General features: G+C 46.5%; 10 protein-coding genes and 2 pseudogenes. 5 read left to right on the top strand and 7 right to left on the bottom strand.

What is annotated here, in order from left to right; all coding sequences use genetic code 11:
• Window positions 1–100 precede the first annotated feature (100 nt).
• The 5 genes and pseudogenes from H6F56_RS22210 to H6F56_RS22195 form a co-directional block, all read right to left on the bottom strand.
• Window positions 101–10,795 (bottom strand): CHAT domain-containing protein, encoded by a 10,695-nt coding sequence (locus H6F56_RS22210; protein WP_190672968.1) that lies wholly within the window; start codon window positions 10,793–10,795, stop codon window positions 101–103.
• Window positions 10,795–11,712 carry a tetratricopeptide repeat protein gene (locus tag H6F56_RS22205; protein WP_190672965.1) on the bottom strand — a complete coding sequence of 306 codons (918 nt, stop codon included), beginning with the start codon at window positions 11,710–11,712 and terminating at the stop codon, window positions 10,795–10,797. Before H6F56_RS22205 ends, H6F56_RS22210 begins: the two co-directional genes overlap by 1 nt.
• Window positions 11,709–13,196, bottom strand: coding sequence for a serine/threonine-protein kinase (locus H6F56_RS22200; RefSeq protein WP_199313181.1), 1,488 nt, complete (start codon window positions 13,194–13,196; stop codon window positions 11,709–11,711). Before H6F56_RS22200 ends, H6F56_RS22205 begins: the two co-directional genes overlap by 4 nt.
• Window positions 13,197–13,208: 12 nt before the next feature.
• Window positions 13,209–13,286: pseudogene (locus H6F56_RS27230) on the bottom strand (4-Cys prefix domain-containing protein); the annotation flags it as partial.
• A 158-nt stretch (window positions 13,287–13,444) separates the two neighbouring features.
• Complete coding sequence (locus H6F56_RS22195; RefSeq protein WP_190672958.1) at window positions 13,445–14,716, bottom strand: NB-ARC domain-containing protein; 1,272 nt, start codon at window positions 14,714–14,716, stop codon at window positions 13,445–13,447.
• Between the two features lie 427 nt (window positions 14,717–15,143).
• Here H6F56_RS22195 and H6F56_RS22190 point away from each other — a divergent pair.
• Together H6F56_RS22190 and H6F56_RS22185 are read left to right on the top strand one after the other, a co-directional pair.
• Window positions 15,144–15,458, top strand: a pseudogene (locus H6F56_RS22190) (late competence development ComFB family protein); the annotation flags it as partial.
• 232 nt (window positions 15,459–15,690) lie between these two features.
• On the top strand, window positions 15,691–16,233 hold the full coding sequence (locus H6F56_RS22185; protein WP_190672951.1) for a DUF4347 domain-containing protein: 543 nt from the start codon (window positions 15,691–15,693) through the stop codon (window positions 16,231–16,233).
• Here the strand turns inward: H6F56_RS22185 and H6F56_RS22180 are convergent.
• Together H6F56_RS22180 and H6F56_RS27120 are read right to left on the bottom strand one after the other, a co-directional pair.
• On the bottom strand, window positions 16,230–17,291 hold the full coding sequence (locus H6F56_RS22180) for a TIGR03032 family protein (protein WP_190672948.1): 1,062 nt from the start codon (window positions 17,289–17,291) through the stop codon (window positions 16,230–16,232). The two genes, H6F56_RS22185 and H6F56_RS22180, sit on opposite strands and share 4 nt — an antisense overlap.
• Window positions 17,292–17,423: 132 nt before the next feature.
• Entirely contained in the window at window positions 17,424–19,577 is a 2,154-nt protein-coding gene (locus H6F56_RS27120; protein ID WP_190672945.1) for a PQQ-dependent sugar dehydrogenase, read from the bottom strand.
• Between the two features lie 811 nt (window positions 19,578–20,388).
• Here H6F56_RS27120 and H6F56_RS22170 point away from each other — a divergent pair.
• The 3 genes from H6F56_RS22170 to H6F56_RS22160 all read left to right on the top strand — a co-directional run bounded on the left by H6F56_RS22170 (window position 20,389) and on the right by H6F56_RS22160 (window position 23,324).
• Window positions 20,389–21,729 (top strand): pentapeptide repeat-containing protein, encoded by a 1,341-nt coding sequence (locus H6F56_RS22170; RefSeq protein ID WP_190672942.1) that lies wholly within the window; start codon window positions 20,389–20,391, stop codon window positions 21,727–21,729.
• 840 nt (window positions 21,730–22,569) lie between these two features.
• Complete coding sequence (ndhL, locus tag H6F56_RS22165) at window positions 22,570–22,782, top strand: NAD(P)H-quinone oxidoreductase subunit L (RefSeq protein ID WP_305076143.1); 213 nt, start codon at window positions 22,570–22,572, stop codon at window positions 22,780–22,782.
• Window positions 22,783–23,015: 233 nt separating this feature from the next.
• Window positions 23,016–23,324: a DUF3007 family protein gene (locus tag H6F56_RS22160; protein WP_190672939.1), complete on the top strand. Its 309-nt coding sequence runs from the start codon at window positions 23,016–23,018 to the stop codon at window positions 23,322–23,324.
• Window positions 23,325–23,353: the final 29 nt, after the last annotated feature.

Here is a 23,353-nt window from a genome sequence, read left to right as displayed (position 1 = left end):
CTGAAAATATTTAATGTATCAAACTAGGATTATCGTACTGCAAACAGTCAAAAAGGTAAAACTCGGCTTTTGGCATCTTTGCAATAAGGAGCAAAATTGATTACCAAGGACTGCCAATTAAAGTAAAACTTGCCCAATAGTAGGGATGTGAGAAATCTTGATCTTCCTGCCGGCCTAATTCTGCCGGCACCGGCACGCTTTTTGACTCAGAAACCGACCAGTGCAATTGATTTCCCTCAACCCGCACACGACCTTGAATCATAGCAATTTGTGCTCGTTGCAATGCCTCTGCCTTAATTGGCGCATTCTTCAAATGCACGTAAAACTCACTCATCAGCCCTAAAGTTCCTAAGTCTGACACATACCACAAACTCGCCAGCGCCGACTTGACGCCGGCTGCCACCGCTAAACCTCCAAACCCTAACTCAGCTTGTTCATCCCCTAACGCGGTACGGCAGGCACTCAGTACCAATAACTCGACTGGCGGATCGTTCCATCCCATCTGACGCAATTGATTTAACCGTAGCTGGGAATCCCATAATTGAATATAAGAATATGCCGGTGAACGCGGCTGGAATTGTCCATGTGTTGCTAAGTGAATAATTCCAAACGGTTCTTTCGCACGTTCTAATTTAAGATTTTCTAAGGTAAAAGACTCATTAAGAAAAGATTTTCCTTCCCATAATTCCTTGGTAATCATAGACAATTCCACCGGCACAGATGGCAAGGCTTTTTGATCACTAAAGCGTGAGGCTCCCATCGCCAAAACGTGAAAATTCCGGATATCTTGATAACGAGTATCAACCAAATTGATGCTAGGAATTAAGCCAATTGTGTACTTTTCTACTAAAAACTTTTGTCCGTCGTGCAAGGCAGCAACCGGCAGCGAACGCACCCCTGTATCTAAAGAGAAAACCAGAGTGTCTATCCCTTGCGCTCCCAGTTCTGCTTCCAGGGGAGCGATTAGCCACTGATACAGTTTTTGGGATGATGCCAGGTACTCGGTTGTTTTACTTTTTTGCGGATTGCTAACTTGCAAGCGAAACGCTTGTACCATTTTGAGTAGCGCCCCACGATTAGCTTCCGGTAAAGTTACGAGAACCGGCTTGCTCTTAGGGCCAACTAATATCAAATAGAGTTGTTCGGGCTGAGCAAAAACATAAACAACCGCAGGCGTTCTGCCGGTTTGATCTGTCAGTTCTGTGAGGGTCTTTTGGATTTCTTCAATAGACACTGCTTCTGCGGTGTTTCCAGGGTTTATGCCTTGCTCCGACTCGGCTAAAGCTGTGTTGCCGGCATAGTTTTCCCCAAAGTAATTTTTAAATTCCTCAGCCCTAAGTTCTTCAATCAGCGATACTGCTAGGTCTAATTTTCCACTCTTTAGCACCTGCTCCAAATTTTGACGCAATTGCGGCGTTGTATCAAAAGCGAGTGTTGCTCTTCCTGCCGATGTATCTAGCTTTGTGCGAATTTTTGTTGAGTCAAAAAATACTTTCTCAGTGTCTCTTGAGTTACCAATTTTGTCTGATTCTGCCTCTGGTTGGTTCGGAAGGAAAGTCAGTGTTGGAGTCGATCCCTGAGATGGAACACCTATCCCACCTGTCGGTATTGGAGTTGATCCCTGAGATAGAACCGGCGTCAGTGTTGGAGTGGGAACCGATGTCGGCGGTTGCTGTGGTTCGGGTGTTTCAGGTGGTTCGGGTGTTTCTGGGATTTCGGGAATTTCAGGTGTTTCGGGGATTTCTTCTGGAGTTTCGGGGGAAACCGGCCCAGTAATCACTCCCACAATTCCTTGGGTGAATGGCCCGAAATAATCTCCAGGCTGAAGCGTTTCTCCAACCTGAGCGCCAGTTGTGATGTTGCCGGCGGTTCCATTTGTAACGCCACCCCCCACAACAAAGGGAATATTTGGGCCACCCCCGTGCCGGATCGTGATTCGGCCCCCTCCCAGTCCACCGGCAGTGGAAATGCTGGAAAGTATTCCATTTCGATCTGTAAATGTCCCACTTGCCCCAAAAAACCGTTGGGTGGTAACGTCAACCACACCGCCGACACCCTGGGTTCCACCTTGCGCGTTAATAAAGCTAACTTGGATATCGCCTTCGGGGTCGAGGGTGACATTGCCGGCATTCCCTAACCGAGCACTGGAATTTATCTCTCCGGCAGTGATTTGGATAGGCGAGAGGACTTTGATTTCCCCACCTCGCGTGTTTCCTGACGCATCCAGGTTGCCGCTCACAATTGCTCCTCTCTGGCTTTGCAAGGTAATATTACCGCCGGCAGCAGCATCAGAATGATTGGTGATATTGCCGGTTTTAATCTCGCCAGTTGCGCTTACTTCAACATTGCCCCCATCCCCATCTGTGGAACTAGCGTTTAAACGCCCTGTGGTGATGCTGCCATTGTTGCTATTGAGTCGGATACTACCGCCCGCACCCACTGCCGGTGAAGAAATAATGTCACCCGATCTAATATTGCCTGCTGCACTTAAGCGCACTTCATCACCAGAGGAGGTATTAAGCGTGCCGGCACTGGTATCAATTTCGCCACGATTACTTGTGATAGAAATATTTCTAGTCGAGGTAATATTGCCCGTGGTGATATTATTGCCGGCTTCTAGTTCAATTCCTCTGGCGGCAATTGCTCCATTTGCCGTGATAGAACCTGACCCCATTGAAGACTGAACGGTTAGTGGGCTATTGAATGTCACATCATTTAGAATTCTGACAGCGCCGCTGCCATCTTCTCGCCCGATAATAATAGAATTAAACGCATCTTGCAGGCCGTTAATTTCTGCTGCTGTCAAGTCTAAACCATTCGTATCGCCAGACCCTCCGATTGCAATATCTAGATTGAAACTTGTCGGTTGCAGTACAAGATTACCGCTGCCGGTGATTGCTGTTAAGTTAATCTCGTCTGCGGTTAGGGTCAGATCGTTACTACCCGCAGTTAAAGTATTTGTAAATGCAACTGTGCCAGTGCCGGCATCAAATCTCGTATTGCCTCGGAGAGTAACCGCACTGTTAAAAAGAATATCGCCATTGCTGGTAGTAATGGTGGTATCACCCTGTGGCAGCAGCGTATTCTGTGCATTAACTTCCAGCCGGCTTAGCTGTCCGACAGTCCCGTTAAACTCGACATTACCAATGCCGGCATTCAAGAATAACTCGCGGGTGCCATTAACTGACCCGTTGAGAATAATGTCACCTCCGCCCAAATCGGTATTCAACTCGACATTATTATTCAGGGAAATATTGCCGTTGAGAGTAATATTTTGGTTTTGGGTACTGATGTTATTTCCTAGATTGATATTAGCGGCATTAAGGGTGACAGAAGCATTATCAACTGCCCCAATGAACCCATTTACGTTAAGCGTGCCGGCAGGAGAGAGAATTGTCAGCGGATCTTTAAATAAATCTGCTGGCGCACCACTTTCAAAGTTAATTGTCCCGGTGCCATCCGTTCGTCCGATAGTAATTGAGCTAAAACCATTGGCTATGGCTGTTAACTCATTTGCTGTCAGATCCAGCGCTGAAGTTGAATTGCTGGCTCCGCCGAGTGTGATATTTTGATCGGAAGATGCAGGTCTCAGAAATAGCGTACTATTACCCGTTACGGCTCCAGTAAAATCAATTTCACCGGCTGTTAAAGTCAGCGGGTTACTGCCGGCTGCTAAGCTAGAACCGAAGGCAATTGTCGCTGTTCCCAGATTAAATGTTACGTTTCCATCTAATGTGACGGGTCCAGTAAATCTGATATCGTCATTGGTTGTATTAATATTATCTGCGATGGAAACCCCGCCTGTGCCGGTTTGATTGAATGCGCCATCCAAGTTCAGGGGTGCATTGCCGGCAATATTGAGTGTGCCACTATTATTAATGCTCAATCCACCACTATTAGCAGTCGTCACAGGACTGTTAATGGTAAAGTTGTTACCTGTTAGGTTAATGCCAGCGGCACTACTCGTATCTAATGCTCCATTGAATGTGGTGCTGCCGATGCCTGAAGATTGAGTAATGCTATCCGCAGTAATTGCCTGTGTTAGGACATTGCCGGCGTTATTGACGGTTAAATCGCCTAAGCGATTAATATTACCGACTGAATTATTGAAAGTAATATTTCCGTTGCCGGCTGCTAAAGTTAGGTGTTGAATCCCAGCAGTCGTGGCATTTACAGTATTATTGAACAAAATATTCCCGTTGCCGGCACTGCTGTCAATAGTGAGACTATTCTGAAGAGTCACGGGGGCGTTAAACAAGATATCGCCTAATGTTCTGACGTTACTGCTCAGAAAAATATTGCTAGCACTATTGATATTTAGACTATTTAATGAGGCTGTTTCTCCTAGTGAATTGTTAAAGAAGATGTTACCAGTGCCGGCTGCTAAAGTCAGGTTTTGATTACCGTTGACTGTGTTGTTGAAGGTAATATCACCATTACCGGCACCCGTGTTAAGGGAGAGATCGCCTGTTAAGTTGATTGGGCCGGTAAATCTGATATCGTCATTGGTTGTCGTAATATTGCCTGCGATGGAAACCCCGCCTGTGCCGGTTTGATTGAATGCTCCATCCAAGTTCAGGGGTGCATTGTCGGTAATATTCAATGTGCCACTATTGTTAATGCTCAATCCGCTACCATTAGCAGTCGTCACAGGACTGTTAATGGTAAAGTTGGTGCCTGTCAGATTAATATCGGCGGCAGAGTTATTATTTAACACTCCATTGAATGTGGTGGTGCCGGTGCCGGAAGTTTGAGTAATGCTGTTGGCAGTAATTGCCTGTGTTAGGACATTATTCGCGCTACTAATAGTTAGAGCATTTAAGCGATTAATATTGCCGACTGAATTATTGAAAGTAATATTTCCGGTGCCGGCTGCTAGAGTCAGGGATTGAATGCCTGGATTTGCACCATTTACCGTGTTATTGAAGAGGATGCTACCGTTGCCGGCACTGGTATTGAGAGAAATATCATCGGTAAGCGTCAAAGGACTTGTGAATTGAATGCTGCTGCCGGTGATATCTCCACCTGTGAAAACTGCCCCCGCACCATTTTGCAGAAAAGCGCCTGCTAAAGTCATATCAGCAGTAGGAGCAATATTCAGGGTGCCACTATTGTTGATACCAAAGCCGCCACTATTAGCAGTCGTGATCGGACTGTTAATGGTAAAGTTGTTACCTGTCAAGTTAATGCCGGCAGCCGAGTTAGTATTTAACACTCCATTGAATGTGGTGCTGCCGGCTAATTGGGTAATGCTATCCGCAGTAATTGCCTGTGTTAGGACATTGCCGGCGTTATTGACGGTTAAATCGCCTAAGCGATTAATATTACCGACTGAATTATTGAAAGTAATATTTCCGTTGCCGGCTGCTAAAGTTAGGTGTTGAATCCCAGCAGTCGTGGCATTTACAGTATTATTGAACAAAATATTCCCGTTGCCGGCACTGCTGTCAATAGTGAGACTATTCTGAAGAGTCACGGGGGCGTTAAACAAGATATCGCCTAATGTTCTGACGTTACTGCTCAGAAAAATATTGCTAGCACTATTGATATTTAGACTATTTAATGAGGCTGTTTCTCCTAGTGAATTGTTAAAGAAGATGTTACCAGTGCCGGCTGCTAAAGTCAGGTTTTGATTACCGTTGACTGTGTTGTTGAAGGTAATATCACCATTACCGGCACCCGTGTTAAGGGAGAGATCGCCTGTTAAGTTGATTGGGCCGGTAAAGCTGATGTTATTGTTATTTGTGGCAATGCTGCCGCCTGTGGAAACTGCTCCTGTGCCGATTTGAGAGAAAGCACCATCTAGGTTTAAGTTGGCACCGGCAGAAATATTTAGTGTGCCACTATTGTTGATGCTCAAGCCACCACCATTAGCAGTCGTAACAGGACTGTTAATAGTAAAATTGTTACCTGTCAGGTTAATACCGGCAGCAGTATTCGTGTTGAGTGCGCCGTTGAAATTCGTCGTGCCGGTGCCTGAAGTTTGACTAATGCTATTGGCAGTAATTGCCTGGGTAGTAACGTTGTTAGCGCTGTTGACTGTTAAGTTGCTCAGAGGAGTGTTATTCCCGGCAGCACTATCAAAAGTAATATTGCCCGTGCCGGCTGCTAGAGTCAGGGATTGAGCGCCTGGATTTGTCCCATCTACCGTGTTATTGAAGAGGATGCTGCCATTGCCGGCACTGGTGTTGAGAGAAACATTATCCGTAAGCGTCAAAGGACTTGTGAATTGAATGCTGCTGCCGGTGATATCTCCACCTGTGGAAACTGCTCCCGCACCATTTTGTAGGAAAGCGCCGGCTAAATTCATATCAGCAGTGGGAGCAATACTGAGCAAACCGCTGTTAGTGATATTAACGCCACCGGCATTAGTGGTATTAACGGGACTGATAAAGGTAAAGTTGGTGCCTGTCAGGTTAATGCCGGCAGCAGTATTGGTGTTTAGTGTGCCGTTGAAATTCGTAGTGCCGATGCCGGAAGTTTGAGTAATGCTATTGGCAGTAATTGCTTGTGTAATAACATTATTTGCGTTGCTAAATGTCAGATTTCCTAAAGGAGTGAAGCTGCCGGCAGCGCCATTAACATTAATATCACCAGTGCCGGCTTCTAGGGTGAGGTTGTTGTTGCCATCAACGGTTCCATTCAGGAGGATATTGCCGGCACCAACTGCGCCGGTGCTGAGTGTGATATTGCTACCAACGGAGGTATTTCCGTTAATCGTGATATTTTGGTCGGCGGTAGTGATGCCGGCATTTAAAATCGTTGGCCCATTGAGTGTGACGGCTGCATTAGCCCCCCCTGTAAGGAGTCCATTGACTGCGATTGAACCATTCGGAGACTGAAGGGTTACGCTGTCATTAAATAAGATGGGGTTAGCAATGCTCAAGATGCCGACACCATTTGCCCCTCCAATGGTAATCGAGTTAAAGCCATCCGTTAGAGAGACAAGTTCGTCGGCTGTGAGATTCAAAGTATTTGCGGTTAAACCATTCCCAGCGATTTCGATATTTCGCGCCGCTGTGAAAGGTTGCATCAAAATGGAACTGCTGCCGGTGACTGAATTCGCGCCACCTGAGAAGTCAATTTCGTCTGCTGTTAAAGTCAGTGCATTTGCACCGGCAGCTAAAGTATTGTTGAATGCAATTCTGGCGGTGCCGGCGTTGAGTGTCGCATTATTGGTGACACTCACAGGACTGTTAAAAATGATGTCATTGTTGGCAGTCGTGATATCCTCTGCCACTTCAACAGTTCCAGTGGTGGTAATGTTCAACCCACCTAAAGGATTTACGCCGCCGACAACATCCTTAAATTGAATGATTCCTGTTGTGCCGGCAGTGAGTGTTAGAACTGAATTTGCGTTGATGTTCCCATCAATTGTGCGATTAAAGGTGATATTACCATCGGTTGGGCCAGTTGTCAGGCTGATGTCGGTTGCCGGCAGCGTCACCGGGCCATTAAATAGGATATTTCCTCCCTCGCCACTTGCTGTTCCTTGCGCGTCAATGTTGCCGGGGGTAATTTTAGAGGAATTAGGGGAATTGAGCGTGACATTACCGCCAATCAAACCTGTAGAATCGAGAGTGCCGGCACTGGTGTTAATTTCTCCTGTGCTGCTCGTTATGGCAATAGAACCGCCAACTGAAGCACTAGCCCTGACATCCCCAGTCGTAATGTTGCCACCGGCAGTTAGTTCAATCGGGCCTGCGTTAACATCAACCCCAGTATTGAGAAGCCCAGCAGTTGTATCAATCGCGCCATTAATGCTATTGAAGGTAATACTTTGTCCAGTAATATTGCCGGTTGTAATATTCCTATCAGCAGACAGTTGAATTGAGCCGCTATCGCCGGCAAGTCCGGCATTTATAAAACCGCCAGTTGTATTAATTGCACCACGATTGCTAGTAAGGGTGATACCTTGAGTAGTTCCGGTAATGTTGCGGGTGATGATATCATTTGTGGCTTCTAGCTCGATGGATGCGCCGTTTGTGCCGATAATTGCCCCATTTGCTATTCCAAAAGAAATTGAACCCAAATCTGCTAGCGCTTGAATTTTTACTGGGTGGTTGAATGTAACATTGTTTATGACATCAATACGGCCGGCTGTCGTCCCTCCGATAGTAATGGATTCAAAACCGGGCTGCAAAGCAGCCGGTTCCAAAGCGGCAAGATCGGCTAGTGTCAGATTCAAAGTATTCAGCGTTAGACCATCGCCAGCAATTTCGATAGGTCTATTTGGTGTGGAAGGCTGTAGCGCAACGGTACCGGTGCCAGTGACTGAATTAGCGCCTCCTAAGAGGTTAATTTCATTGGCTCTCAGGGTTAATGCGTTGGTACCGACTGCCAACGGATTGTTGAATGCAATTGTGCCGGTGCCGGCATTAAAAATTGCATTGCCGGTGAGAGTAACTGGACTATTAAACGTTTGGTTACTGTTGGCAGTGATAATCCCACCTGACACTCGAATATTCTGTGCGCTGGGAATATTTAGTCCGCCCAAGGGCGTAAGGTTGCCGGCAAAATCATTAAATTGAACCGTGCCTGTTGTGCCGGCAGTGAGTGTCAGCGCTGAATTACCATTAACCGTATTATTAAAGGTGATATTGCCGATGTCTGGGCCGGTGGTAATCTCTACGTCAGTTGCAGGAAGAATTACCGGGCCGGTGAAGCTAATATTGCCACCCCCTTCGGTGCCATTGACGCCAACGGTGCCACTGGCGTTGAGGTTTCCTGTCGTAATTCCATTGGGGGCGCTAAGGGCAATCGCCCCACCTTGCCCACCTGTAGAAGAGGTATCTAGAGTCCCGGCAGTTGTGTTAATTGTACCGCCGGTGCTAGTGAGGGTAATATTGCCCATACTCCCCAACCCGTCACAACATGAAATTGTATTTATTCCCCCAGTGATAATATTGCCGACAGCTCTGATAGCAATATCCGGTTCATCATCAATAAAGCCGGGATTGCCAGTAGATAGCCCACTTGTACTAACATCACCGTCGCTAATCAGTGTAATATTTCCACCCACCTCACCAAAAACCGAGATATTTCCGTTAATAATAATGTTGTTACGTCCATTAATGATGACATCAGTATCACCGTTTACCCCAGATTCTCCAATAAAACTTCTACCAATTTCACCTGTGGTAATTGTTCCACTTGACAACGATAGGTTGGGATTATACTGATTAGTTAAAAAGACAACTCCGTTATAATTGGTGATACTACCAATTGTGATATCTGCACTCGTTGGATTAGCGCCAGTAGTAGGTGGATTAGGCGTGAAACTGGCAGTATCGCCACTAATTCCAGCAGTACCGAAATTAGTAGTTCCTGCACGAATATCAAGGGTTGGTTGAGCTGCGCCATTGATAGCAACGGTCGTACCATCTGATAGAGTGACCGTCTCATTAATAGAGTTCGCCGTGTCCGGGCCGGTAATTGTGACATCTCCTGTAATCGTGACACTACCCCCTGCAAAAATGTGCAAGGAAGCACCTTCATAACCGTCGAAAGTGACATCCCCACCGGCTCGAATTACAGGGTCGTAAGGACTAAATAAGTTTCCGAGTTTTCCATCTAATGTTTCAATTTTAAAATTGCCGCCGGCTGAGTAGTGAGCATCGCCTCCGACGGTTTGATTTGAACGCAGCACCAAATCGCCACCGGCATACAAACCACTGCCAGAATTATTTAATGCAAAAATATCAACATTTTGATTGCCCTGAACCAGCAGCCGGCCTCCAGCGCTAGCAACAAAAGGATTTGATGCACTATCGCGTGCTCGCAATGTATCACCGGCCAGTAAATTTAAGTCGCCGGTTGTAGAAAGCCGGCTCTCGACTAACGTTAAATTGTGACCGGCTGCTAAAGTTGCGGTGCCGGCTGTTACCTGCCGCGCTACTACATCATTACTATCTACCCGGATACCCGACCCGACTAGCTGCACGGTTCCATCATTGTTAACGACAAAATCGTTGGCATGATTGATATCGCTGCCTCCTGTCAGTAGCTGCGGCAAAGATGCCACCGGCAGCGTCCAATTTCCCGGTTGATTGCCTATTGCATTCAACGGCTGCACATCTAAACCCAGCAGCATCCCGGTTTCCGAGATTCGCACTAAACTTTCACCGGGAACTGCGGCAACCGTAATATTGCCGCCGGGTGCAGAAAGCGTGCCGGTGCTGAGGGTGGTGCCGGCTAACAAAGTGAGATTTTGCCCGGGTTGAACCGCCAAATCGCCAAAGTTGAGAACTGCACCGGGTTGCGACATGGTGAAGGCAAACGTGCTGGGAGTCCCAACGAGGGCGGCATAATTATTAGAACCCTCAGCATTAAACCAATTTGAGCCAATCCCAATTCCACTGGCGGTTGTCGCTAAAAAGGAAGCCGGCACGTCTAATCGGGCATTTGAGCCAAAGACGATGCCGGCAGGGTTCATTAGGAAAAGGTTAGATTGACCCCCTGTAACCGAAATTAAGCCGTTAATAAACGAGGCGTCCCCCCCATTAATTCGGCTAAAAATATTACGAATGGCTGGGCTTGATTGAAAGTTGGCAATCTGATTTTGAGTGAGGCCAAATTTCTCAAAACTATGAAAAATATTGGCCCCATCTTTTGATTTAGATCCGCCGGTGATGTTGAAGCGGTTGCCTTCGGGAAGAACAAACGTATTCGTCCCGTCTGCTGCCGGAACAATCGATTGTGCGAGTGTCCGACTGCTGCCGGTGATGGCGATTAAACTTCCCGCCACCACCAATTCAATCAGACTTGTTAGATGCAACCGCATACTTTTTTCCATCACAAATTTATTGCTTTCAACTGTTCCTCAAGTTCCTTCGCCCGTTCCATATTTCCCATCGCTTTATAGCTATTGTGTGCCTCAGTTAACCAGCGGACGGCCTCTTTATTTTTACCTAGTTCAGCACTGATTCCTCCTAACTCAGCTTTCAGGACGGCTTCCTGTTCACGATCACTCGATGCTGTTGCCAATTCAACCGCCTTTAGCAAACTTGACTCAGCTTTAAGAAGCAGTCCGATTCCCATATATTGCTCACCCAGCGAGTGGTAAACGTCTGTTTGTTGAGTCCCACCGGCTAGCAGTTCTTCTAGCGTATCAATTGCTTCAGCTTTCAGGTTGTGTTTAATGTAAACTTTAGATAAAGCTAAGGCTTTTTCTGTGCCGGCTAGCCCCTGAGTTTCGAGTTGTTCGATCTCGGTTTGCACCGGCAGCCGTTCCGCTTCATCTAGCAACCTGAATTGCAATTCGCTGACCTCTTCCTCTTCCTCCTCTGAGGAGCGATCGTTATCGGCACTCACTGTAACTAAATAGTTCACACCCGATTTCAAAGCCGGTTCCCCAGGATAAACAACCTCAGTTGTCTCCACCTGTGTCTCCCAAATCAGCTCACCTTGATCAGTCTTGACGCTTACCAAATAACTTGTCGCACCGGGAGAGGCATTCCAGCGCAACACCGGCTTGTCAGTCAGCAACAGCGTATTGCGAGGGCTGATAATGTACGGAATTAAGGTGTTAGTATCCCCGCGAGGAGGAATTGTAGAACCTCCCCGGCGTTGCGGTTGTTCGGGTATGGCGGTTTGGGCCAAATATTGGTTTTCGCTCCCAGACGGTGCGCCAACGCTAGCGATTCCCCGTAGTGCCGGTGTCAGCACTAAGCCGACAACGAGGATAAAATATAATTTCCACGGATATGTCATTTTTTCTTTCCTGCTTGTTTAATACGTTGCTCTGCCATTCCTTTCCAGGTATCCTCATCAGAGCTACCCTCTAAAGCATAACGCTGACAGCTTTTCCACTCCTCTAGCGCTTTTTTTTGCTCGCCCTGAGCTTCTAATACCTGAGCCAACAGGCAATGAGCAGCAGCGCTTTCGGGCGCTAAATCTATGGCGATCTGAAGTTGTTCTTGAGCCTCTGCGTAACGTTGTTGTCCTAGTCTCGCCCAACCCAGGTTTTTGTGCAAAGTATATTTATTGTTTGGGGTGAGATCTGGCAGCTTCATTCCTTGCCCAATGAGATCGACGGCTGCTGTATAGTCTTTATTTAAAATATAGAGACGAGCGAGATTATTGTAAGCTTCAGGAACCCCAGCTTTTGCCGCAGCCTGGTAATCGATACGAGCACGCTCAAAATCTCGCAAATCTTCATAAATCCCCCCTCGATTGTAATAAACTTCTCCATAGTTCGGATCAAGTTTTAGTGCAAAATTATACTTTTCAAGCGCCTGAGTCGGCTGATTGTCAAAGTAATGTTGCACTCCGAGTTCGTTGTATTCAAAAGCAATTTTCTGCAGCCCCAACCGAATGCCAAGTAATCCCAGCAGGAGCAAAGCGGCAAATTTAAAGTATTTTCCTTTGTGAATAAAACGCAGCCAGGGAGATTGACAAGCTTTCAACTCTTGCAAAATTACTTGCGTATTTTGAGGGCGTTCCTGTGGAGAGGGAGCTATTAGATGATCAATTAAGTCTGCCAGCCCTTTGGAGACTGCCGGCGCATGATTTCGCCAATTGAATTCACCTGATTGTGGGTCTTTTAGCGCAGGATCGCACGGATGTTTGCCGGTTAATAAATGGATGAAAGTGCGACCGAGTGCGTAGAAATCTGATTGAAATACCGCTGCACCTTCGTACTGTTCGGGTGGGGTGTAGCCGCGTGAAACTAACTGTGTAACATCCTGTCCTTCTACCTTGATCAAATAAGTATCTGTAACTTCTCGAACTGCCCCAAAATCGATTAATGCTAATTGCCCAGTTGGGGTGAGCATAATGTTTGCCGGCTTGATATCCCGATGCAAACATTGCTTTTGATGGACTTGGGCCAAGATTTCTAGTAATTGTTTTAACCAGTTAATTGCCAGCTCAGTTGTAATCGGTTGATTTCCCTGATCTCGCAGCCATTTTTCCAAGTTCTCACCGGCAATTTTTTCCATGACTAAACAGTGCACTGGATCTAACCTATTTTTGGGTTTCCAAGTGAAATATCCCTCAGACTCCACTTTCGGAATTCCCGGATGATCTAAGTGCCTCAGCACCTCTGCTTCCCGCTGAAATAATTCCACAGCCTTGTGATAATTTGTGAGTAGCACTTTCAAAACTTTTGACGTGCCGGCATCATCAATTTCAAAGGTCTTGCCGAAACCACCTTTTCCTAACAGCCTAATCCCCCGATAGCGCCCAAGAAGCAAAAGCTCCGACCCACAATTTTGACAGGTCTTTTCCTTAAAGTTTAATGGATCATCAGGATTTTGACAGTCGGGATTGAAACAATAACTCACAAAAATCACACCCTTTATTCAGGCTGCAAGATTATCAACTTTTACTTATCTAGTTTGTAACCTTGAGATGCCCCTACTCTCAGCGATAGACTCTTTTCGTTGTTGATCAGTTCCGTACACTTTAACTAAACTGTGTATAAAGCGTTACTTCTATCCATTTACTTGTATTTTCTCGTAACATACTTCGCCAGTGCCGGCTGTAGGGTAAAAAACGTTCCATTTTCATTATTTATTTTTTCGACAAGACACCTTCGATTCAAGGATTCCAAAGCTTTGAGTAATTCTGTTACAGATATCTCTGAACAGAAAAAATCTTGTAATTGAGAACGCGAAACGGGTTCGGCATAATTTCCCAGATAGACTAAAAACTTTTTCTCCAATTGGGATAGTCGCTCAAATTGTTCCGATAATAAATATTCAAAATCTCCTAAAAAAAGAGTTCCATTTAAAAAATCAGAAACACCGCCATCAAATAAATCTTTAATCGTTGTCGCAACAATTTTTAAAGCAAAAGGATTTCCTTTGTAAAGTTGAATCAGTTCTTCCCAAAGCGATTCTTCCTGCAAACCTTTTTCCTTAAGAATATTTTTGGCATCTGACCCTAAACCCTTCAGTTTCCAAGAGCGAACCGGCAGGTTTGGGCCTTCGATTGCGGCAATTTCTTTTGGTTTCTCCCAGCTTGTGAGGACGAAGCAGCTATTGTGTTGAGATTCTCCCACTCTTTTTAAGAGTTCACCATACCCTTCGTATCCCTGCCGTGGGTGACCGGCTAGTGAGCCGGTGTCGAGCACTGTCTCCCAATTATCTAATACCACCAAACACCTCTGAGAGCGCAAGCACTCCATCAGTTGAGAAAGTCTTCCCTCTAAAGTATGAGATAAATCAGTTTTGTGTTGGTTGGATAGAGAAAGGATCAGCTCGCCTAAAAGGTCTTGAAGCGGGGGATCGCCCCTCAAACTTCGCCAAATTAAGGATTTAAAATCATCCTGAATCTGTTTTGCTAGCTTCACTGATAAAGTTGTTTTGCCAATCCCCCCGATTCCCAGCAGTGCGACGACGCGACAGTGATCTTTAACAATCCATTCCTCTAGCCGGCCAAGTTCTTCAGTGCGACCATAAAAAACAGAGACATCGGGTGCACTGTCCCAATCTTGACGTTCTAGGGGGTTGGCCACTTCTTCCCAGTTGATTGTGAGTACCTGGCAGTAGGCTTTGAAGGCAGGAGTGTTGATGCCTTCTTTGCCTTTTAAGAAGCGACTCCAAGTCCCTTCGGAAATGCCGTCGGCTAAATAGCCTTTTTCTTCCCAGCTCACGCCCAAAATTGAACTGGCTTCCTCCAGCCATCTGTGATCACCGATTGGCCAGCCCAGTTCTTTCCTTTTTTGCCTAATTTTTGCCAGTCCTTGCCTAGATGCTTTGAGAGTTGCCATAAAACACACTAACTAACCGTTTGTCAAGATCAATTATAAGCTGGCTGTTTTCTGATCTGAAGCTGAGCTGGTGTTATCCGACCCAATCAACGATTTTAAATATATGAGGTTTTTACCCGGCAGCGCTGCCTAATCGCCCAAGCAAGACGCGGTAAGTTCGCAGACTGCCTCTCAAATATGCCTCATTTTTGTAACAACTGGTTATAAACCTTAACCCTCCTTCACTCTTTTCAACATAGCAGTTTTTTTGTAATCAATAACTCATTTGCTGAAAAAGTGAGCCGGCAATCAGCCAAATCAGGGTAAACAAGTTAAGTCATCTAAAAATACACAGAAAGAAGCAAGTCAAACAACTTTTGTAGGAACGGAGATAAGTCTTATGACGACATTATTTAACGAATAGTTTTCACCCTTTCGGAATGTTCTTGAGCCGTTGGTAACCGATGAAGTCATCCGACAAATGCAAAATAAACCGCTCAAATTGGTGAGATATCTTGACCCGAACCAAGTGATTGCTTACGCGCTCAATCGTTTGCCGGCACTCTATGCCACCAGTGTAGAGGGATGGAACTGGCAACAGCAACGAGCCAAAGATCAGTTAGCCGGTGAGATTTGTGTGGCAGTCCGTCAGGGTTTGGCTGCGGTGCAACGAGATCCTTTAAAACTGTCAACGCCGCTGATGTTTTCAGAAGACGAAGACTCTGAATTGAGGACAGTATCGTTAGCTTCGGTTAAGCGTTGAAAAATTCATCCCTAAAAAACTGGGTTTACTACTCATCAATTGTTTTCGATTTTGCTCTAGCAACTGCAATTATTTTTATTTCAGTTAGCCGTTAAGAATATTTGCAAGCCAACTGAGCAAATTCATCATCTCGAATTTAATATCTTTTCATTCATTCCTGAGAGAATGCGCGTTTTAATCAGGGACTTCTATCTACAGCAGCTCACAAATTTAAAAAAAGGAAATTTCCACAATGGAAAATTTAGTGAGTATCGTCTTCATTGATGCCGCTATTGAAGACAAAGAAAGTTTGATTTCTGGAGTGGCTGCCGGCACAGAAGTTGTGATCTTAAACTCTAACCTTGATGGAGTTAAACAAATCACTTATTTCCTAGCATCTCGCACTGGCATCTCGCACATTCACATTGTCTCCCACGGTACGCCAGGAAGTTTGCAGCTAGGATCGGCAAGCCTAAATTCGACCAATGTTGATATTTATACCCATGAGTTACAGCAGTGGGGAAGTGTTTTAACAACTGAGGGGAATATTCTCCTCTACGGCTGCGCTGTGGCAGCCGGCGAGAGGGGTGCCGATTTCGTGAACAAACTGAGTCAGCTAACCGGCGCTGTTATTGCTGCATCGATTAGCCCAACAGGTAATGCGGAAAAGGGGGGGAATTGGGAATTAGAATATACCACCGGCAGCCTTAATACTTACTTAGCATTTGAGCCGGCAGTTTTGGCAGCCTACAGTTTTATCTTTTCTGAAGCAAATAAAACCAGCTTGGCGCATTAACTGGATGCCAAATCAAACGTAATCACGCGGCGAATTTCATCAGTTTTAAAGCCTAGCGCCATCGGACGCCGCACACCAGGAATAATCGCCACGTCGTATAATTCCTCAATCATTCCCTCAATCCGTAGCCAGTGCACAATATCGCCGGTGCGTAAGTCAATAACTTGCAAACCGCAACGTGCTTCTGCATCTTTAGCCGCAAGATTTTCATCAAGCGGCAAGCCGGTAAACGTTTTGTTATGCCTGGGTTTCGACAACCCCACGACTGCGAAATCCCTGATAAACGCCAATCCTCGCAAATATCCGGGGCAAAACGTCACCGGCTCAAAACTTCCCCGTTGCAAATCCACATACCCGAAATAACCGGCCCCAGAATTGAGCACCCACAGTTTATTTTGGTAAACACGGGGACTGTGAGGCATCGACAAACCACTTAAAATTACTTCGTTGCTGACAACATCGATCACACAACCCCCGTTGTGCCGACGATCTCGCCAGCCATCCGCCACATCCGTTGAGGAAACGGCTGTAACATAACGGGGTTGGTTGTTTTCCATCGCCAATCCATTCAAGTGGCATCGATCTTCAGCAGCCAGCTTGGAAATAAACGGCGGTTGCCATAAGGCGACAAAACTGTATCGTTCACTTACTGTCGCCAAACAGCTAAATAAAGTATTGACAAAAATAATGCGAGCTGAGTCATCTACGGCAATATCGTGGGTGTCAATATCGCCGGTTGTGTAACCAATTTGGGGCACATAAAGTCGGTCATAACCTTGATGAATTTGGCCGGCATCAAGGGCATTTTCAAACCGCCACAGTTGATATAAAGAACTCATATACAAGCGATCCGGGGTGGCATACAGTCCCATCGCCCGGTTAAATGTGCGCTCAAAAATAGAAAGACGCCCATTCGGCTGTAAGCCAATTAAAAAAAGTTTGCCGGTTTGATAAGTCGTGAAAGCAAGACTAATACCTTGTTCCGCCAGCCATTCCGGGAACTGGCGGGAACCTGTGAGTTCGAGTTGAGGGGTATCTTGTTCTGGCGGATTGGGCATGGGGGATTGGGCATAGGGGATTGGGCATGGGGGATTGGGAATCGGGGATTGGGAATGGGGAATATTAAGTATTCTCCTACTCTCTTTCTCCCACTCTCAGGACTCAGGACTCAGGACTCAGCACTCCCTTTCCTAACCCATATACTGAATGCGGTAAATGCGACCGTTCTCTTCCTCAGTAAACAATAAACTACCATCTGGGTGAACTTGCAAGCCGGTGGGGCGTCCCCAAGTTGCCGGTTTTGCGGGATCGAGTAAGAAGCCGGTGAGAAAATCTTGATAGTCACCTTGGGCATTGCCACCAGCATCGAAGGGAGCATACACCAACTTATAGCCGGTGCCCTGATCCCGGTTCCAACTGCCGCGAAATGCTACAAATGCGCCATTGCGGTATTCTTCCGGGAAGGTTTGCCCGTCGTAAAATTGCAGTCCTAAAGGTGCGGAATGCGCTTGAAACAGAACATCAGGCGTTTGCGTGCGACTGGCTAAGTCTAGGCGCTCACTTTGGCCATTTTGTGTGCGGCGAGGATCGAGCCGGTCGGGTGTCAGATAAGCGTAAGGCCATCCGTAGAAATCATCCTGACTCAAGCCTGTAAGATAGTCTGGCACTAAGTCGTTGCCGAGTCCATCCCGCTCATTCACCGTAGTGTAAAGCTGACCTGTTACCGGGTTGAAATCAAGTCCTGTGGGGTTCCGCAAACCGGAGGCGAAGGTTTGCCCGTTGGAACCATCCAAGTTCATCACCTGCACCGATGCCCGTGGTAGTTCCTCAGGTTCTGCATTCGAGGCTGAACCGATGGCAACATAAAGCTTCTGCCCGTCGGGTGAAACAGCAAGGTTGCGTGTCCAGTGTCCACCGGCAGGCAGATCGGCAATTTTTTCCCCACTACCGGCAATCTGTTCTTGACCATTTGTATAAGGGAAACGCAGCACCGCATCAGCGTTACCCACATAAAAATAACCGCCGGCGAATGCCATACCAAATGGCATATTCAACCCATTTTCTGCCCCTGCAAATGTCTGCTGCACATCCGTCACCCCATCGCCGTTGGTGTCGCGCAGCAAGCGAATACGATTTTGGGGGGTTTCGGTTACGAGTACATCTCCTGTGGGTGTGACAGCCAACCAGCGCGGGCGATCTAAGGCTTCGGCAAACACATTGACACTAAAGCCTGTCGGCACATTCAGCAGAGGATTTTCTGGCACCGGCAGCACTTCGGCGGGGTTGGAAACGCTGCTGCTGGCAAAGGGTGCCGGAAGATCCTCCGGGGTAATACGTGTCTGCATGGGCACAATGTCCTGCACCGGCAGCAAATCTATGGCAACAGGATTCGCAGAGAGGCGGAGATTGTACAAAGTCTCGCCGGCATCCTCTGCTGGGTAAACTGAGAGGTAATAAGTGCCGGCATTTAACAGGGTTTTAATCGATTCAGCGTCAGATGAGCGAATCGCCGCACCCCCCGCATCCAGCAGTTGCACATCGACATCCCCACTTATGCCGGTTAAGGATAGGTTGAAATTACTCTGCGTTCCCAAAGTGAAGCGATACACGTCGCCAGCGTCCCCACCCCCTACGGCATCCCGGTAAGTCACGGAATCGGTGCCCAGTGCGATATTTCGGGCAGTGTCAAGAGTATTTCCTGCGGGATCTGAAGGCGCACTACTGCTGCCGGCACGCCCCTCTAGCAAGCCGTAGCGGACAAAGTGTTGCAACGCCTGCCGGTAATTAAATCTTTGTGCCGCTAAATCGGCATGATTATTCAGGTAGTCACCGGCATCAAACCATCCAGAGGCGGCGCGTCCCTCTGCTAAACCGTGAAGTTGGAAATGTTCATACAATTGCCGGTTATCCATCCCTTCCGCAGCTAAGTCTGGGGAGTTGGTGCGGTAGAAATTGGCATCAAAGACTTGAGAAGCGCTGCGTCCCTCAGCCAAACCGTTAGTTTTCAGGTGTTCTAGCAGTTGCCGACTATCCATGCCGGTTAAGTCTGGATTGCTAGATTGGTACAATTCTAGGTCAATCAATGGAGAGAACATCCGTCCCTCAGATACGCCGTAGGTTTCCAGGTGCTCTAGCAGTTGCCGGTGATCCATGCCGGTTAAGTCACTGTTGCTAGATTGGTAAAATTCTAAGTCAACCAACGGCGAAAACGCCCGTCCTTGAGGCAAACCAGAGTTTCCTAAGTGTTCTAAAAGCTGCCGGTTGTCCAAGTTGGCTAGCTCAGCATTGCTCGACTGGTAGAAGTCGAGGTCAACGAATAGGGAGGATTCAAGATTAAAAACCACGATTGAGTTTTTGATGATTGCCGCATTAACACTGTAGCGCTAGAATGCCGGCATTCTGCCTTTGAAGCTTTCTAGCCGGCAGCACAGTTCCAAGCTGCCGATCCTGGCAGTGTTGTATCTTGGATTTAGTTAGGGAATCATCCTAGTAGATGATGTCAAACTGGCCGAACTCGCCTAAAAGGAGATATTATCGGCAATCCATCACCCAACACACTCATTACTAAACCACTCAGCGGCTTTATTACTTTAAAATTGCCAATGTCTATCAACCTGACAGGCTATCTGTTATTTGCCTTGACTCGCTTTCTGTCTCGCGGACTAGAGAGTTATATCGAGCGCCTCAATTGCCAAGCCTCGCCGCAGGGTTATTTGATAGTAAGCTTGGTAAAAATTGCTAAATCAACTTAGATTAAGATTGATAGAAATATTCCGCAATATTTTTTACGATCTAGTTAGCCAAATTTGCCGGCTTTTGTGCAAACATACCCATTTATTTGACGGTTAAATCGTTATTTTTTTAAAGTCTTGGGAGCGCCGGCACTAGAAACGGCTGTTGGGAATGAAAATAGAAGCACGCAGTCTTCCTAAATCTTTCGGGATGTGACAATGGAGAGAGGGGGCAACCGAACAGTCCAACATGGAACTCCATACCGAACCGATCCAAATCCCCCAATCCCCTAATGCCGGCCTATTCCCAAAAACTTACAGGTTGAATTTGTATATCATAAGGCGTGTATTTTCTATCACCAGACATTTGTCATTACTGAGTCCCAGATTACCCGGAATTATTCTCACAACTACTAACTAAAAGATGAGTGGGTTATTGAATAACAAAGATTTAAATAGCCAGGATTTATATACCGCCAACCTCTTGCCGGCAAACCTGAAGGAAGAAAACCTCAGTGGTGCCAACCTAAAAGGTTCAAACCTCAGAAGCAGCGATCTGAGCGGGACAGACTTGAGTGAAGCCAACCTCAGTTACACAGACTTGGTTGATGCAGATTTAAGTAAGGCGAACCTGAATGGAGCCAACTTGATGAAAGCCTGCTTGAATTTGGCCAATCTTAATGAGTCAACCCTAAAAGGAGTCAACTTAAGTGGCAGTACCTTAGTCGGAACCAACTTTTCTAAAGCAGACTTAAGTGGGGCCAACCTGAGAGAAGCCAAAATCATTGGAGCCAACTTGAGTGGGGCAAACTTGAGCGGGGCAAACTTGAGCGCAACGGATCTCAGCGAGGCAGATTTAACCGGCGCAACCCTAGAAAGAGCAATTTACGATGCCAGGACTCGCTTTTCCAGAGATATCGATCCGGTTGAAAGAGGCGCATACTGCATTAACGCCAACGTGTCTTTACCGGGAGTCAATCTCAGTGGCGTAGATTTGAGTGGATCAACACTAAAGCGAGCCGATCTTAGAGGTGCGAACCTGAGAGGGGCGAAATTGATGGGCGCTTACCTAGAAAATGCCAATTTATTTAGAGCAAATCTAAGTGGAGCCGACCTCAGAGGCGCAGTTTTAACCGGCGCAACCCTGCAAAAAGCTGTCTACGATATTAAAACTCGGTTTTCTGAAGAAATTGACCTGACCGAGGCGGGTGCTTATTGGATTGCGCCTAACGTGTCGCTGGCTGAAGTTAATTTAAGTGAAATTGATCTCAGCGGTGCTGATTTGAGTGGAGCTAATTTAAGTGGGGCTAATTTCAGTAAAGCTAACTTGATGGGAGTAGATTTCACGAAAGCAAACTTAAGGAAAGCCCACTTAGAAAAAGCAAATTTGCAAGATGCAGAAATGAGAGGAGCCGATTTAGTTTCAGCTTGTTTAGATCGGGCTAATTTAACGCAAGCTGACCTTAGAGAAGTAGACATGACGAGAGCAGAGTTAAGAGGAGCCAATCTCACGGGAGCGGATTTAAGAAAAGCGGATCTCAGCGGCGCTTTTTTAAATCAGGCAAACTTGAGTGAAGCTGACTTGAGAGAAGCCGATTTAACCAAAGCTGATTTACGGGGCGTTAATTTTAAAGGGGCTGATTTAAGAAAGGCAGATTTAACGCGGGCAAACTTGGAAGGCGCGCTGTTCAATGGCGCGATTTTGAGCGAAGCAGATTTAAAGCCGGTGGATAACCATTCTTCTTTCTCGCACCGCCATGTGTAAGGCTTTGTAGCAAATTTAATCTGGGCAATGTGTTTGGGGAAAATAAAAATGTCGTCAACCTGCCATTAATGGGGCCATCGACAACATCCTTAACCCTAGCGCACCGAGGACATAAATTTGTCCCACTTACTCAATGACAAGATTATGTTAGCGAAAACTCTTAATTTGTCGCTATACAAGAATATTTAATTGGGTAATGGGGGCGGAGGGACTTGAACCCACACGACTTTTTATAGTCAACGGATTTTCATTCTCTTGCAGCTTTCGCTACTGCCAATCGGCTTTGAGAATTGGACTCTCCCTTTACCCTCGGCTTTACGTTAGGGTAGCTCCCGTCGAGTCTCTGCACCTTCCAAATCGCTACTCGTTTTGGCTTGGCTCAGGATTGCCTTATCTGTTGCCAGCTTTAGGTTTCCCTGAATTTGAGAGCGGTCACTTGAGGGATTTCTCCTTCAAGGCTCAGTTTTCTAAGTCCGCAGCGTCTACCATTCCGCCACGCCCCCTAGTCGGCTTCTTCTAGATTTGTGTTATCTAAAGTACAAACCTGACTTGCTTCATTATTTGAACACGAGTTGGGCGATCTATGCAACGGGTTGACGTTAACTAATTTAAGTGCATAGCACCGGCACCCCCTCAACCTGAGAATTTTTGGGTGCCGAGATAAGCACTTCAACTCATTCTTGTCGCAAAAAAACAAGCTCTACAACTGCCTAGGCGGTAAAATAAGGAAGTCTGCAACACCGGCACGCGTTGGATCAATGGCGTGTCTGACAGCGATGGCGTGGACTCTGCCCATCGCCAAGCTCGCTGGTACAGTTGTTTTAGCTGGGGGAAAAAAGCATGATGATTGCGCTACTGTATCTGATTTTGGCAGGAGCTTACCTGGTGGTAGTTCCTTTTGGTCTCTATATTTACCTGCAAAAACGCTGGCACGTGGTAAGCTCCTTTGAGCGAGCTTTCATGTACTTCTTAGTGTTCTTTTTCTTCCCTGGGTTAATCTTACTCGGCCCATTTTTAAACTTTCGGCCCCATCGCCGGCAGATAGAAGTTTGAAAAGTGTGACTTTCTTCCTAACTTAAAAAATGAAGGGGAGAGAGGGAGAAAGAACAACGGCGATCGTTAATCTGATTCCGGGAAGGGAGTAACAGGAAATTGAGTTTCCGACGTAAGCCGAAAATACGATAATCTACTACAGCCGAGAAATGCGGCTTAAAGGTATTAAAAATCGGTGAGTTGCTTCCTCCCCTTATATTTACGATTCACTTTTCAAATGAAAACAGTGCTAAATGCGACGAATTGATATCATCGGAATTGGCTTCGGCATCTTTGCCGCCGGCGGCTTAGCTTATCTCATTTTGCAGGCAGCCGGTTTAAATAGTCTGGAAGCCGGCATCTGGAGTCAAGTCTTTTTAGTGGGTGGATTAATCGGCTGGCTATTGACCTATTTATTTCGCGCCCTTACTAAAAATCTGACCTATAACCAACAGGTCAAAGATTACGAAGACGCAGTCTTCCAAAAGCGCTTAGAAGAAATGACACCCGAAGAACTCGCACAGATCCAAGCTGAGATTGAACAGGAAAAAAGCAATGGATAATCGTGTGCTGTTCACAGTTTTGTGTGACA

The sequence above is a fragment of the Microcoleus sp. FACHB-672 genome, from assembly GCF_014695725.1.
GTDB lineage: Bacteria > Cyanobacteriota > Cyanobacteriia > Cyanobacteriales > Oscillatoriaceae > FACHB-68.
The sequence above is the reverse complement of the archived record's forward strand: the minus strand, read 5'-3'. Positions and strand labels throughout refer to the sequence as shown.